Origin of the sequence: Streptomyces sp. NPDC032161 (genome assembly GCF_040636995.1) — a bacterium.
Lineage (GTDB): Bacteria > Actinomycetota > Actinomycetes > Streptomycetales > Streptomycetaceae > Streptomyces.
In genome coordinates this window covers 18,221-32,099 of record NZ_JBEZVN010000034.1, presented here as the reverse complement: position 1 = coordinate 32,099, position 13,879 = coordinate 18,221, and the positions used below count along the sequence as shown (strand labels likewise).

Below are 13,879 nucleotides of genomic sequence, written 5' to 3'. Positions count from 1 at the left end.
CTCCTCTCTTCAATGAAAGCGCGGCAGGTGCTCACGGTGTTTCTTTTCCGTATTCGAGCATGAAAAAGAGCGGGGCGGCCCGTCTTTTTTCGGGCAAGGGTGGTCGCGCTCTCGCAGGGCGGAATGTTCTCAACAGTTCCATGGGTGCCGACATCGTGGCTCGTAGCCGGGCAGATGGGGGTGGGCACACCATACGGCCAGGTCAGGGTTTTTCAAACACCGGGCGGACTCGACTGTGTGAGGCATTGGGTATCGCCTGTCGCGGCCGACGGGCCGGGCTCGCTCGATCCGGTGGGGTGGTGGGCCAGGGCGGGGGTTTTCCCTTCCAGGGCCCCTCCGGTCGGTTTCTGCTTTCAAGATGGCCGGGCCTTGACAGCACTGTGGCACGCCAGCAAACATTCTGCAATGCATGCTGCTCGATCGCATTGCAAAACGCGATCAAATTGCAGTGCAGACCCTGCCGGAATTTGCACTGCAAAATCCGTCGTCCTCCAGCATGCCAGTGGCCCTGAAGAGAGTTCAGAGGCGCTCTGAGACCTACCCTCCTAAGAGGTCAGAGATGAAAAAGCAGCCCAGCTTTGCCTTCCGTTCCGCTGCGGGCGCGATAGCCTGCGCAACGACCGCGGTCGTCGTGGGGTGTTCGGCCCCGGCCGGCGGCACATCGGCCAACGGCATCACCGTCGCCGAGACGTCCGCGCCCTCCACGCTCGACCCTCAGGGATCGGCCCTCTACGCCGACCGTTTCGCCTGGCAGCTCTCGTACCAGTGCCTGATGACCACCACACCGGACGGGAAGATCGAGCCAGAGCTGGCCACCGGCTACGAACGGTCCCCGGACGGGCTCACGTACACCTTCGAACTCCGCAAGGGCGTCAAGTTCCACAACGGCGAGACGCTGACGGCCACGGACGTCGCCTTTACCTTCGACCGGCTCAAGAGCAGCCCCGACGGGATCGACAAGGAGTTGTTCCCCACCTTCGACCGCGCCGAGGCGGTCGGTGACTCCTCCGTCGTGTTCCAACTGAAGAGCCCCGACGCCGGCTTCATCAACAACATGGCGAACCCGTTGGTCTGGGGCTGTGCCGTCATGAGCAAGAAGGCCGCCACCTCGGGGAAGCCGGCGACCAGCATGGTCGGCACCGGGCCGTGGACCCAGGAATCGTACCGTCCCAACAGCGAGCTGAAGCTCAAGCGGTTCGACGGCTACTGGGGCAAGAAGACCGCGTCCGACCGACTCGACGTCCTCTACGTCCCCAGCTCCTCCACCCAGGTCAACAACCTCAAGGCGGGAGCCGTCGACCTCATCTTCACCGGCACCTCCAGCGCCCGGACGCTCTCGGGGTCCGACAAGATCGAGGTCAAGAACGTACCGACGGACTCCACACTCTTTCTCCAGGTCAACAACCTCACCAAGCCCTTCGACGACGTGAAGGTCCGTCAGGCCGTCGCACTCGCGCTCGACCGCACCGCCCTCGCGGAGGCCGCCTACAGCGGCGGCGGCGCGCGTGCCAGCGTCTACATACCCGATGGCGAGCCCTGGGCGCCCAAGCCCGCGGACCTGCCGAACTCGACCCAGGACCTCGCGAAGGCCAAGGCGCTCCTTACCGAAGCCGGCTTCCCCAACGGCTTCTCGACCTCCCTGATGTACATCAGCGGTTACGACCCCGGCACCAACGACCTCACCGCGGCCGTGCAGGCCCAGCTCGCCAAGGTGGGCATCAAGGTTGCGCTGGACCCCCTGGAGCGCGGGGCCTGGCTCGACAAGCTGACGAACGCCAAGCACGCCCTCAGCTGGAACTCCCAGTCCTCCTACCCCGACCCCTACCAGTACGTAGCCCCCGCCGACGGCCGTCAGGGCCCCGTCCCGCCCGCGCTGAAGAAGCTCCTCGACGAAGCCCTGCGCGCCAAGGACCAGGCGGCCTACCAGCAGGCACTCATCGCCGTGGAGAAGTGGGAGGCCGAGAACGTCTACCCGACCGTCACCCTGCTCGCGACGAACATCCTGGTCGCGCACGACAAGGGGCTGAGCGGAGTCGAGATGCCGCCGAGCCAGAGCCGCGCCTTCCTGGCCCAGGTGAGCCGTGGCTAGTACTTCCGGGAACGGGCGCGTCCCCGGCGGCGCGCCCGCGACGGCCCACGAGCCGGGGCCGCTGCTCACGGTCGACTCACTCACCGTCCGCTACGGGTCCGCGAAGCGGCCCGCCGTGGACGACGTCTCCTTCACGATCTCGCGCGGTGAACGCGTGGGACTGGTCGGGGAGTCCGGGTCCGGCAAGTCCACGCTGGCGGCGGCCGTCCTGAGGCTGCTCCCGGCGACGGCCTCGGTCAGCGGTGGCATCACCCTGGACAGCCACGATCTGGCGGCGCTCGGGCCGAGGGAACTGCGGGCCCTGCGCAGCACCCTGATGGCCCGTGTCCCACAGGACCCGCTCGGCAACCTCAACCCGGTCTTCACGATCGGAAGGCAACTGTCCGACGTGGTGTCCGCGCACCGCAAGCTCGGTCGGAGCGAGCGCACCGAGATCATCGAGGACGCGCTGCGCCGGGTCGGCATCGGTGACGCCGCGGTCAAGCGGCGCAGCTATCCGCACGAGCTGTCGGGCGGTATGCGCCAGCGCGTCATGATCGCCATGGCACTGCTCAACCACCCTGATCTACTGATCGCGGACGAGCCCACCACCGCACTGGACCTCACCGTTCAATCGCAGGTCATCGAGTTGCTGCGGGAACGCGTAGCCGGTTCGGGCATGACGCTCCTGCTGATCTCCCACGACGTCGGAGTGGTCTTCGAACTGTGCACGACCGTGATGGTGATGTACGAGGGGCGGATCGTGGAGCGGGGCACGGCCCGGGAGGTGCTGAGCAGCCCCTCCCACCCCTATACCCGGTCCCTGCTCGCCGCCGCGCACGGCGGGACCTTTGACGGTGGTCCTGATCCCCGGAAGGTGACGGCATGAGTGGCAATCAGTCTCCGCGAAGCGCCGCCGGGCGGCCGGACCTGGTACTCGAGGTCCGGGACGCCGTCAAGCACTTCCGGATGAGGCGCACCGGTCTGACGGGCGCACGTCCGCAGGTGCACGCGGTGGACGGAGTCAGCCTGCGGCTGCGCGCCGGACGCACGCTCGGCCTTGTCGGTGAGTCGGGCTGCGGGAAGTCGACGTTGGGGCGGCTGATCACCGGCCTCGACGTCCCGACCTCCGGTTCGGTGCTGGTCGGCGGCCATCTGCGGCCTGCCGGCGCCGGCACGGGTGGAAAGGTGCAGGCCGTGTTCCAGGACCCGGCGAGCGCGCTGGACCCGCGCATGACCGTGCGCGCCAGCATCGCCGAGGCCCTGCCCGGCGTGGACGTGCCCGAGCGTGAGGAACGCGTCGCCGGTGTCCTCGACGCTGTGGGCCTGCTGCCCGAGCACGGTTCCCGCTACCCCCACCAGCTCTCCGGCGGCCAGCAGCAGCGCGTCTGCATCGCCCGCGCGATGGTCGCCGGACCGGATCTCGTCCTGCTCGACGAGGCGGTCGCCTCGCTGGACGCCTCGCTCCAGGCCCAGGTCCTGGACCTGCTGGAACGGCTCCAGCACGAGAGCGGTACCGCATACGTGTTCATCTCGCACGACCTGCGCGCGGTGCGCCGGATCAGTCACTCGATGGCCGTCATGTATCTCGGTCAGATCGTCGAGGAGGCACCGGCCGAGGCGTTCGACCGGGGGCTCCTGCACCCGTACGCCGTCGCCCTTCGCTCGACCGAGCCCGGCATCTTCCAGGACGACGCGCCCGTCGAACGCATCGTGCTGAGGGGCGAGCCGCCGAGCGCGGTCGACCCGCCGGCCGGCTGCCGGTTCGCACCGCGCTGTCCGATCGCCGACGACCACTGCACCCGGGTCGCGCCCGAGCTCACGGAAGTGACGGCCGGGCACCGGGTGCGCTGTCACAGACCTGGCGGTCTGACGCTGACACAGGTCGCGGACACCCGAACCGTCACAACGGGTGCTGATCTGGGAGGAGAGTCTTGACCCTCTACCTGGCCAAGAAACTGACCAGTGCCCTCGGCGTTCTGCTGGTGCTCTCGGCACTGGTGTTCTTCGCCGGCCGGGGGCTGGTGCCGGGCAACGCCGCGGCGGTGATCGCCGGGCCCAAGGCCTCGCCCGAGACGATCGCCGCCATCGAGCACGAACTGGGCCTGGACCAGCCGCTCTACCGCCAGTACGCCGACTGGCTGTCGGATGCGGTACGCGGGGACTTCGGTCTGTCGCCGATCTCCGGGCAGGAGAACCTGGAGGTGATCTCCCAGCAGGCTCCGGTCTCCTTCCAACTGGCGCTGATGGGGCTGCTCATCGCGGTGCTGATCGGTCTGCCGGTCGGCGTGATCGCGGCAAGCCGCTCCGGCAAGGGCCTCGACTGGGGCATCCGCCTTCCCCTCCTCGTGGTGTTCGCCTTCCCCGGGTTCGTTTCCGGTTCCTTCGCGCTCTACCTGGCCGCGAACCACCTGACCAACCTCTACTCGGCGAGCTACATCCCGTTCAGCGTCAACGGCATGGGAAACCTCCAGACGATGCTGCTGCCGGCGCTGGCCGTCGGCATTCCCACGGCTCCGCTGGTCGCCCAGATGACCCGTTCCTCGATGATCGAGACCCTTGCCCAACCGCATGTCACCACGGCACGCACGAACGGCATCGCGGAGTGGCGCATCACGTACGTCTACTCGCTGCGTGCCGCTCTGCCGCCGGTACTCACACTGATCGGTTTCATCTTCGGCTTCCTCGTCGGCGGCCTGTTCATCGTGGAGGAGATCTTCAGCCTGCCGGGACTGGGGCGCGGTGTGCTCGCCTCGATCTCGGACCGAGACTTCTCCCAGCTCACCGCCCAGGCACTCGTCATCGCCGCCGCGTTCATCGTCGGCAACCTGCTCGTCGACATCGCGCTGCCGTTCGTCGACCGCCGAATCATCCACACCTAGGACACCGGAGTCAGCGTGACCAACACCGTCGCCCGCCCATCCCCTCCGGCGAGCGCCTCCAGGCGCTTCCTCCGTTGGCCGGTGCGCGGGCTCGTCGCCAACATCGCCGTGCTCCTCATCATCGGCTACATCGTCCTCGCGGTCTTCGGCTCCGTCATCACGCCGTACGAACCCAACGAGGTCGGAGTCGGGCCGCGGCTGTCGTCGCCGTCGCCGGACCACTGGCTGGGAACGGACGCGCTGGGCCGCGACCAGCTCTCCCGTATCATCGCCGCCGCCCGCCCGGCTCTGCTGTCCGCGCTGTACGCAGTGCTGTTCGCCCTGGTGATCGGCACCACCATCGGCATCGCGGCGGGCTTCCTCGGCCGGCTCTGGGACGGGGTCCTGTCCCGCTTCGTCGATCTGCTGTTCGCCATCCCCGAATACCTGCTCGCGATCCTCGTGATCGCGGTGATGGGCAGCGGTCTGATCAACGCCTCGCTGGCGATCGGCATCGTGAGCATTCCCCGGTTCGCCCGCATCGCCCGGAGTTCGACACTGGAGGTCGCGCAACGCAGCTTCGTCGACGCCGCCCGGCTGTGCGGGCGCGGCAAGTCCTGGATCATGTTCCGCCACGTCCTGCCCAACATCGCCTCCCCTATCGTCATCATGACCGCGATCAGCCTGTCGACCGCGGAAGGGGCCTACGCGGCGTTGAGCTTCCTCGGGTTCGGCGTCCGACCGCCCGACGCCGACTACGGCAGCATGATCTCCTCCTCCCAGCAGTACCTGCTCACCGATCCCTGGATCGTCGCGTTCCCGGCGATCGCCTTCGTGGTGCTCGTCCTCGCGTTCAACCTGCTCGGTGACGTCATGCGCGACCAGTTGGACCCGCATACCCGCACCGCATCCGGCGCCTGACCGTCCGGTGCCGTGACCGGACGGACGCATCGGCCCGCGACATCCGGTCACAGCACTGGCGCCCCGCCCCGCACCCGTCTTGCCCCGCCTTCGTTCCGCAGGAGAACCACCACCGTGTCAGACTTCACCGCCCCGCTCGACGAGCACGTCCCTGAAATCCTGGAGCGCCACGGCGTACCGGGCGCCGCCGTGGGCATCATGGCCGACGGCGAAACGACGCTGCTCGGCTACGGCATCACCAACGTGGCGCACAGCCTCCCCGTGGACCCGGACACCATCTTCCAGATCGGCTCGATCTCCAAGACGATGCTCGGCTTCGTCATCGGGCGGCTGGCCGACCAGCATCTGGTGGATCTGGACGGTCCCGTGGCCCCGCTCCTCCCCGCCGACACGGGCCTCGACGAGCGCATCACCCTGCGCCACCTGATCACACACACCTCGGGCATCGACGCGCAGAACATGATCGCCGACGCCCCGGCGCTGCTCGCCGGTCACGCCGACGACTCCGTCCAGGCGTCGCTCGCCCACTTCGCCCGCCGCCCGCTGCTCTTCGCCCCCGGAACGGACTACTCGTACAGCGGCCCCGGAATCATGGTGGCCGCAGCGGTGGTGGAACGGGTCACCGGACGGCACTACGCGGACGTCCTCCAGGACGAGGTCCTCGCCCCGGCCAGCATGTCCGGGACGTTCACCACGGCCGATCAGGTCGTGACCCGGCGGGTCGCAGCTCCGCACGGCCGCAACTCCGACGGCGGGCCCACGCTCCTGATCGACCAGGGATGGCAGCGGCACTGGCAGCTGCCGGGCTGGGACGTGCCGGGCGGCGGTGTCCTCAGCAGTGCGCGGGACCTCATGCAGTACGCAGCCCACGTCACACTGCCCGGCGCGCCCAGCGGTCTCTTCCACCCCCACGCGCACCGCGGCCGCGCGGGCCACGACATCGGCCTGGCCTGGATGATCGAGGAACGGGCGGGCCGGGCAGCGGCGGCGCACGACGGCCTGACCATCGGCTACGCGAGCCGGCTGGTGCTCGTCCCCTCACTGCATCTCGCGTACGCCGTCCTCACCAACTCCCTTGAGGGCGCGGCCGTGGCGGACGAGATCGAGCGACTGATCCTCACGGAGGCGACGGGCGAGCCGCCCATCCGTCAGCTGCGAGGCATCGACGGTGATCTGGCCGAGGCCCTGCTCGGCACCTACGACTGCGGGTTCTACGGCACGATCACCCTCGTCCGGGGGACGCGTGACGGCGAGCTGCGCCTGGTCGCCGAGCCGGCCCGCACGGAGCCGGGCCAGTACGTCATCGAGCTCGACGCCCCGGACCGGCTCGTCCTGGCCCCGCCGGACACCCTCGTGGCGCTCGGGGAGGACGGCGGCCCACTGGGGGACGCTCTCTCCTTCGTCCGCGAGGCGGACGGCACCGTCCGCGCACTGCGGTACCACGACCGGCTCGCGCGACGGCTCCGCTGACGACCGGGCCCCGCGCCAACGTCGTACGGGGGCGCGCTCCCTCATCGCGGTCGCGGCCGATGCTGCGCGCTCCGCCGTAGGGCATGAACCGCGTGCCGTGCCGCTTCCCGGGTCCGCAGGCCGACTCTCGCGGACCCGGGGTGCCCGGAGGGCCACAACCTCCGGCAGGTGCAGCCGGTTGCGCGGCGCGGCCGCGCCGACGAAGTCGGTTGAACGGTCCGGGAGAAGGGCACCCAGGCGGCCGAGTACCTTGGCGCGGAGGTGGCCGCGACGTCGTGCGCCGACGGGAGGACGGCCGCTGACTGGACGGCCTACGCGCCGATCGTCGTGCACCGGCCCTCTCTCTCGGGCGGCCGGAGGGGCACCGGTGCACGGCGGCGGACGGAACGAGATTCTCGGCACCGCCTACAGCAACCACGACCTGTTCGTCTTCCTCGAATGCGCCGTCATCGCCGACCCCGCAGGTGGAGGAGACCGCCGATTCTCTCGCGCTCGGTATCGGCCGTTTTCTGGCCGGCCGCTGGACGGCGTCCGGCGTACCGATGCGACGTTCTGGCGTGCGGGCACCCGCGTCCTGCCGGGCGTGGAGAGCCGGGCAAGGCGCCGTTCGTATCGGGCCGGGTGGCGGCGACTCACGGTCCGAACGGCGGTCGGGGCCGCGGTCGCCGAGGGCGGTCACCTCCTCAGCCGGGACCCCGATGCCACAGCTCGGTCCCTTCAGTCCCTGTGGGAGGACCGCGACCAGGCCCTCGCCGCGTTGGAGACGGGCGGGATCGGTGCGGCCTTCGCCCTCGCCGTCCGGTGGTGCGGCGTACGGGTGACTGACGCGTAAGTGCTGGCAGTGCATGCGCGAGTGGTTTCGCCCCCTGCACGAGGCGCTCGCCGTGCCCCCGGGCATATCGGAGCTCACCGGCCCGCGCCGCCGCCTCCACGTCCCGCACGACTTCTCCGACGATGACGCACAGATACGCATCGATACCCGGACACCTGCGGTTCAACGAGGACCTGGTCGCCGACCTCATCGTCAAGAAACTCGCCCTGGAGGACGTCTCCTTCACCTGGCGCCGCGCGGGCAAGGACACCCACGTCCTCGTCAAGAAACGCCAGACCCCGCCCAAGACGCTGCGCCTGCCGGGGTCGTGTGGCCTCCCGCAAGGGTCGTCCGAGGTTGGCCGACACGGGACGGCAGGCGGGTCTGTCTCCCTCGGTCGGCTGCCGATGTCCGATATTCGGCTTCTGTTCGACCATTGACTATGGACATCCCTATACCTACGATCTCGCTTGTCCATGGTTGTCCATATACAAATTGGTGGGTCGATGAAGATCGCGGTTGTCGGCAGTTACGGAGCCGGCCTCACCATGCGGGTCCCCAAGGCGCCTGCGGCGGGCGAGACCGTCTCGGGTGGCCTGTTCGATCCGGGCGCCGGCGGCAAAGGCAGCAACCAGGCCATCGGTGCCGCCCGGCTGGGTGCCGAGGTCTCCCTGCTCACTGCAGTGGGCGATGACGAATTCGGCAGCTCCGCACGGGAGTTGTGGCGGCGCGAGGGAGTCGGGGCCGAGCATGTGCTGACGGCCGGGGCGCCCACCATGGTCGGGTTCATCCTGGTCGAACCGTCCGGGGAGAACCGCATCGCCATCGCCCCGGGCGCGCTGGACGAACTGGACGCCGCCGCTGTCGAATCCTTCCGCGCCGAGATCACTTCCGCCGACATCCTGGTCGTCTCGATGGAGATCCCCGAGGAGGCCGTGGTCGCCGCGCTCCGCATCGGCCGCGAGACCGGTACGCGGACCCTGCTGAACCCGGCGCCCGCCCGTTCGCTCCCTGAGGAGTGCTGGCCGCTCATCGACGTACTCACGCCGAATCAGACGGAGGCACCTGTGCTCCTCGGCATCGAGGAGGGGCACGGGCTCGGCGACGAGGAATTGGCCCGCGCGCTGCACGAGCGCACTGGGGGCATCGTCGTCATCACCCGGGGCGGTGAGGGTGCACTGGTCGCCCAGGCCTCCGGTGTCACCAGCGTGCCGCCTCACCCGGCCCGGACCGTCGTCGACACCACGGGCGCCGGCGACTCCTTCACTGCCGCATTCGCCGTCGCCCTGTCCGAGGGACAGCCCGTCGAGCGGGCCGTGGAGTTCGCCGCCGTCGCAGGCTCCCACACCGTGTCGATCGCGGGCGTCGTACCCGCCCTCCCCACCAGAGCCCAGCTGAACGCCCTGATTGGAAACGCCTCGTGACCTCGACAACCTCCAAGCCGCCGGCCACCGCGGCGCCATCGCCCGACGAGTCCGCCCGGCAGTTCCCGCCCGCGCTGCGCAGGCTGCTGCACGCGCGTGAGGCCGGCGTGTTCGCCGCGCTCGTCCTGCTCTTCCTGCTGGGCACCGTGCTCTCACCGACCTTCGCCCAGTCCGACAACCTGCTCTCGGTGGGCCAGCAGATCGCGCAGATCGGGATCATGGCCGTCGGGGCGACCTTCGTCATCCTCAACGGCGAGATCGACCTCTCGGTCGGCTCCACCTACGCGCTGTCCGCGATCTCTACGGGAATGCTCATCGCGGACGGCTGGAACTGGCCCTCGGCCATGCTCGTCGGACTGGCCGTGGGAGCCGTGGCCGGGCTCTTGAACGGGCTGGCCGTGGTGATGCTGGGCGTACCATCCTTCATCGTCACCCTGGGCACGCTCAGCGTCTTCCGCGGCATCGCCCTGCTCATCTCCGACGGCGCCCCGATCTCGCTGAGTTCCTCCCAGCCCGGCGTCGCGGAGTTCAACCTCCTCGGCCAGGGGCAGCTGTTCGGCCTGGTGCCCATGCAATTCGTCTTCTTCGCGGCCGTCGCGGCCGTCGGCGTGGTCTTGCTGGCGCGTTCGCGCTTCGGCTTCAACACCTACGCGGTCGGCGGCAACCAGGAGGCCGCCCGGCTCGTCGGCGTCAACGTCAAGCGGGTCAAGCTCACCGCCTTCGTCCTCTCCGGCTTCACGGCGGGCCTCGCCGGCGTCCTCGGCCTGTCCTTCCTCTCCTACGTACAGGGCGTGACCGGCCAGGGACTGGAACTCACCGTCATCTCCGCCGTCATCATCGGTGGTGCCGCGCTCTTCGGCGGCTCGGGCACCATGTGGGGCACCGTCATCGGCGTCGCCTTCATCGGCCTGCTCCAGAACATCCTCAACATCAAGGGCATTTCGTCCTTCTGGCAGACGGTCGTCACCGGCCTCGTCATCGTCGCCGCCGTCGCGGCCGACACCTGGCAGCGAAGGCGCAAGAGCCGAGCCTGAGCACCGCGACCAGCGTCCGCCGCCCCCGCGAGCCGCTCACCCGCCGGCCGCCCACCGTCCCGCCTCTCCACTTCCTCCGGCCCCACGGACACGACGAAGGAGTCACGATGTCCCCGCGTACCGTTCTCAGATCGCTCAGCGCCGCGACGGCCGTAGCCGCGGCCCTCACCCTCACTGCGTGCGGCGCCGTCACCGCCGGCGACGCCACCGGCTCCGACGACGGCTCCTTCAAGCTCGCCCCGTACATCCAGCAGCGGATCGACGACGACAAGCCGATGCGTATCAAGCTGAGCTACCACGACCCGTCCCTCGCCTTCGCCACCCCGATCAGCTCCGGCATGAAGAAGGCCGGCAAGGAGTTCGGAGCCGACGTCTCCCTCATCGGCCCCACCGGCGGCGACGCCGCCAAGCAGGTCTCCGAGATCCAGACGCTCATCCAGCAGAAGGCCGTGGACGGACTCGCCGTCTCCTCCGCCTCCAGCGACGCACTCAAGCCGGTCATCAGCCAGGCCTACAAGGCCGGCATCCCGATCATCTCCTTCAACACCGACAACCCCGACTCCCAGCAGATGGGCTTCGTCGGCCAGGACCTCAAGGGCTCCGGCAAGGCCCAGGCCGAAGAGCTCCGCAAGAACCTGAACAAGAACGTCAAGGGCAAGTCCGTGGTGGTCTTCTCCGTCGACACCGGCGCCGGCTGGTCGCACGACCGCTTCAACGGCTTCAAGGAGGGCCTCGACGGAAGCGGCCTGAACATCGTCGGCCCGGTGAACGTCGGCAATGAACCCAGCACCGCGTACAACACCGTCGAGTCCACCATGTCCGGCCAGTCCGACGTGATCGCCGTCGCCGGTCTGGACTGCTGCTCGACCACGGCCGCCGCGAAGTGGGTGGCCCAGTCCGGCCACGCGGACGACATCACGATGGGCGGCTTCGACCTGCTCACCCAGACGGCCGAGTACATCAACCGCGGCGTCCTGGACTTCACCATCAGCCAGAACCCGTCCGAGCAGGGTTACCAGGCGGTGAAGGTGCTGCACGACTTCCTCTCCAAGGGCACCGAGATCACCGGCGTGGACACCGGCGCGCAGTTCATCACCCGCGGCAACCTCGACGACGCGACGGTGGAGGACTGATGACCGCCGCACCCCGAGACGCCTCCACAGAGGGCCCGGCCCGGCCCAAGGACCTTGGCACCACCTGCCAAGCCATCCGCATCCGCGGCCTCTCCCGCAACTTCGGTCCGGTCCGCGCCCTGCGCGATGTCTCCTTCGACGTCCCCACGGGTGAGATCACCGCACTGCTGGGCGAGAACGGAGCCGGCAAGTCGACCCTGCTGAAGATCCTGGCGGGCCTCCAGCCTCCCAGCGAGGGCAGCGTCACCGTCTTCGACGAAGAGGTCACCTCCTACGAGCCCAGCGCGATGCTCGGCCGGCACGGAGTCGCGATCGTCCCCCAGGAACTGTCACTGCTGCCCGACCGCACCGTGGCGGAGAACGTGCTCAGCGGCGTCGAGCCGGGCAACCGCTGGTTCCCCTCGCGGCGCCGGATGCTGGAGCGCACCACCGAACTCCTTGCGGAACTGGACCTCCGCCTGGACCCGAACGCCTCCGTAGGCACCCTGGACCTGGCCACCCAGCAGCTCATCGTGGTGGCGCGCTCCATCGCCCGGGGCTGTCGCGTGCTGATCCTGGACGAACCGACGGCGATGCTCACCCCCGCCGAGGCCGACCGGCTGTTCACCCTGATGGACAAGCTCAAGACGGGCGGGACGACCATGCTCTACGTCTCGCATCGCATGCCCGAGGTCTTCCGCCTGGCCGACCACATCCAGGTGCTGCGTGACGGAGCCCACGTCGCCTCCTGGCGCAGCGCGGAGACCACCCCCGACCAGGCGGTCGCCGCGATGGTCGGCCGCGAGCTGGGCCAGTTCACCCGCCGCGCGGGACGGAAGGCCGAACCGGACGCCGAACCCGCCCTGAGCGTACGGGAACTGAGCGGCAGGCGTCACAGCGGAGTCACCTTCGACCTGCGCCCCGGCGAGATCCTCGGCGTGGCCGGACTGCCCGATTCCGGCCGGGTCGAGCTGCTGCACAACGTCTTCGGCGGGGACCCCGGCACCGGCGGCACCGTGGAACTGCTGGGCAAGCCCTTCGAACGACGCAACCCCATCGCCAGTGTCGAACGCCGGCTGGCGTTCGTCCCCGGCGAGCGCCGCGCCCAGGGCCTGCTGACCACGATGAGCGTCGGCGACAACATCGGCGCGCTCACCACGAGGGCGTTCAGTCGACTCGGCCTCATCCGCCGCCGCACCTTCGACTCGGCAGCGGCCGAGCAGGCGCAGCGGCTTAGGGTGAAGACGGCCACCATGAGCCAGCCCATCACCAGCCTGTCCGGCGGCAACCAGCAAAAGGCCGTGCTGGGACGCTGGCTGGCGATCAACCCCGGGGTGCTGATCCTCGACGAACCTACGCGTGGCGTGGACATCGGCGCGAAGGCCGAGATCTACGCGCAGTTGTCCGCGCTCGCGGAAAAGGGCCTGGCGATCCTCTGCTCCTCCTCCGACCTGCCCGAACTGCTCACCCTGACCGACCGGATCGCGGTGATGAGCCAGGGCCGCCTGGTGGCCGTCGTCGACACCGCCGAGGCCACCGAGGAGTCCGTCATGACCCTCGCCACCGGAGCGGCGCCGGCCGCGGCCTGAGACCGGCCGACCATGAGCCCCGCACCCGGGCCCCACCGGCCCCCGAGGTCCGAAGGGCCACCGGGTTACGACCGCCCCAGATGAAAGGAATCCACCATGAAACGCTCCGGCATCCTCAACGCCGAACTGAGCGGGGTCCTGGCCACGCTCGGCCACACCGACCTGCTGCTCGTCGTGGACGCGGGCTTCCCCGTGCCGCGCGACGCGCACCGCATCGACCTCGCCCTGGCCGAGAACCTGCCCGACCTGCGGACGGTGCTCGGCCTGATCGCCGACGAACTCGTCGTCGAGGGCGTGGTCCGGGCCGAGGACGTCCCCACCCACAATCCCCGCCTCGACACCTGGCTGCACGAACACTTCGCCGATGCCGAGTTCACCACCCGCCCGCACGCGGAGGTGCTCCAGGACCTGGCCCGGCAGGCCAAGGCCGTCGTACGCACCGGAGCCTTCGAGCCCTGGGGCAACATCGGCCTGTACTGCGGCGTGAACGCCTCCCGGTGGTTCGGTGGAGAAGGCGTCGTCGTACCGGAGCAGTACGCGTCCAAGCTCTGAGCCGCCCCGGCCCGACCAGCGGAGCCGTGACGGCTCC

Annotated in this window: 12 protein-coding genes; all 12 read left to right on the top strand. The window is 69.3% G+C overall.

The window, feature by feature from the left end; all coding sequences use genetic code 11:
- Nucleotides 1-559: 559 nt before the first annotated feature.
- The 12 genes from AB0E67_RS30970 to rbsD all read left to right on the top strand — a co-directional run bounded on the left by AB0E67_RS30970 (nucleotide 560) and on the right by rbsD (nucleotide 13,842).
- Nucleotides 560-2,089 carry an ABC transporter substrate-binding protein gene (locus AB0E67_RS30970; protein WP_362032907.1) on the top strand — a complete coding sequence of 510 codons (1,530 nt, stop codon included), beginning with the start codon at nucleotides 560-562 and terminating at the stop codon, nucleotides 2,087-2,089.
- Complete coding sequence (locus AB0E67_RS30965) at nucleotides 2,082-2,957, top strand: ABC transporter ATP-binding protein (protein WP_362032904.1); 876 nt, start codon at nucleotides 2,082-2,084, stop codon at nucleotides 2,955-2,957. Before AB0E67_RS30970 ends, AB0E67_RS30965 begins: the two co-directional genes overlap by 8 nt.
- Entirely contained in the window at nucleotides 2,954-4,006 is a 1,053-nt protein-coding gene (locus AB0E67_RS30960; protein WP_362032901.1) for an oligopeptide/dipeptide ABC transporter ATP-binding protein, read from the top strand. Before AB0E67_RS30965 ends, AB0E67_RS30960 begins: the two co-directional genes overlap by 4 nt.
- Nucleotides 4,003-4,950, top strand: a complete 948-nt coding sequence (locus tag AB0E67_RS30955; protein ID WP_362032898.1) for an ABC transporter permease — start codon at nucleotides 4,003-4,005, stop codon at nucleotides 4,948-4,950. Before AB0E67_RS30960 ends, AB0E67_RS30955 begins: the two co-directional genes overlap by 4 nt.
- A gap of 15 nt (nucleotides 4,951-4,965) precedes the next feature.
- A complete protein-coding gene (locus AB0E67_RS30950) occupies nucleotides 4,966-5,850 on the top strand; it encodes an ABC transporter permease (RefSeq protein WP_362032895.1) in 885 nt (294 codons plus the stop codon).
- Nucleotides 5,851-5,964: 114 nt separating this feature from the next.
- Nucleotides 5,965-7,320, top strand: coding sequence for a serine hydrolase domain-containing protein (locus tag AB0E67_RS30945; RefSeq protein ID WP_362032892.1), 1,356 nt, complete (start codon nucleotides 5,965-5,967; stop codon nucleotides 7,318-7,320).
- Between the two features lie 954 nt (nucleotides 7,321-8,274).
- Entirely contained in the window at nucleotides 8,275-8,571 is a 297-nt protein-coding gene (locus AB0E67_RS30940) for a hypothetical protein (RefSeq protein WP_362032889.1), read from the top strand.
- A gap of 66 nt (nucleotides 8,572-8,637) precedes the next feature.
- A complete protein-coding gene (locus AB0E67_RS30935; RefSeq protein WP_362032886.1) occupies nucleotides 8,638-9,555 on the top strand; it encodes a ribokinase in 918 nt (305 codons plus the stop codon).
- The gene (locus tag AB0E67_RS30930; RefSeq protein ID WP_362032883.1) at nucleotides 9,552-10,589 is read left to right on the top strand and encodes an ABC transporter permease; all 1,038 of its coding nucleotides are present in this window, start codon (nucleotides 9,552-9,554) and stop codon (nucleotides 10,587-10,589) included. The genes AB0E67_RS30935 and AB0E67_RS30930 overlap by 4 nt, the downstream gene beginning before the upstream one ends.
- A gap of 107 nt (nucleotides 10,590-10,696) precedes the next feature.
- Entirely contained in the window at nucleotides 10,697-11,722 is a 1,026-nt protein-coding gene (locus AB0E67_RS30925; RefSeq protein ID WP_362032880.1) for a substrate-binding domain-containing protein, read from the top strand.
- Nucleotides 11,722-13,290, top strand: coding sequence for a sugar ABC transporter ATP-binding protein (locus AB0E67_RS30920; RefSeq protein WP_362032877.1), 1,569 nt, complete (start codon nucleotides 11,722-11,724; stop codon nucleotides 13,288-13,290). Before AB0E67_RS30925 ends, AB0E67_RS30920 begins: the two co-directional genes overlap by 1 nt.
- A gap of 96 nt (nucleotides 13,291-13,386) precedes the next feature.
- Nucleotides 13,387-13,842, top strand: a complete 456-nt coding sequence (rbsD, locus tag AB0E67_RS30915) for a D-ribose pyranase (RefSeq protein WP_362032874.1) — start codon at nucleotides 13,387-13,389, stop codon at nucleotides 13,840-13,842.
- Nucleotides 13,843-13,879 lie beyond the last annotated feature (37 nt).

Coding starts and splice junctions, on each gene's coding strand:
- AB0E67_RS30960 (WP_362032901.1), top strand. CDS start 2,954: ATGAGTGGCAATCAGTCTCCGCGAAGCGCCGCCGGGCGGCCGGACCTG.
- AB0E67_RS30925 (WP_362032880.1), top strand. CDS start 10,697: ATGTCCCCGCGTACCGTTCTCAGATCGCTCAGCGCCGCGACGGCCGTA.
- AB0E67_RS30920 (WP_362032877.1), top strand. CDS start 11,722: ATGACCGCCGCACCCCGAGACGCCTCCACAGAGGGCCCGGCCCGGCCC.
- AB0E67_RS30935 (WP_362032886.1), top strand. CDS start 8,638: ATGAAGATCGCGGTTGTCGGCAGTTACGGAGCCGGCCTCACCATGCGG.
- AB0E67_RS30970 (WP_362032907.1), top strand. CDS start 560: ATGAAAAAGCAGCCCAGCTTTGCCTTCCGTTCCGCTGCGGGCGCGATA.
- AB0E67_RS30940 (WP_362032889.1), top strand. CDS start 8,275: ATGACGCACAGATACGCATCGATACCCGGACACCTGCGGTTCAACGAG.
- rbsD (WP_362032874.1), top strand. CDS start 13,387: ATGAAACGCTCCGGCATCCTCAACGCCGAACTGAGCGGGGTCCTGGCC.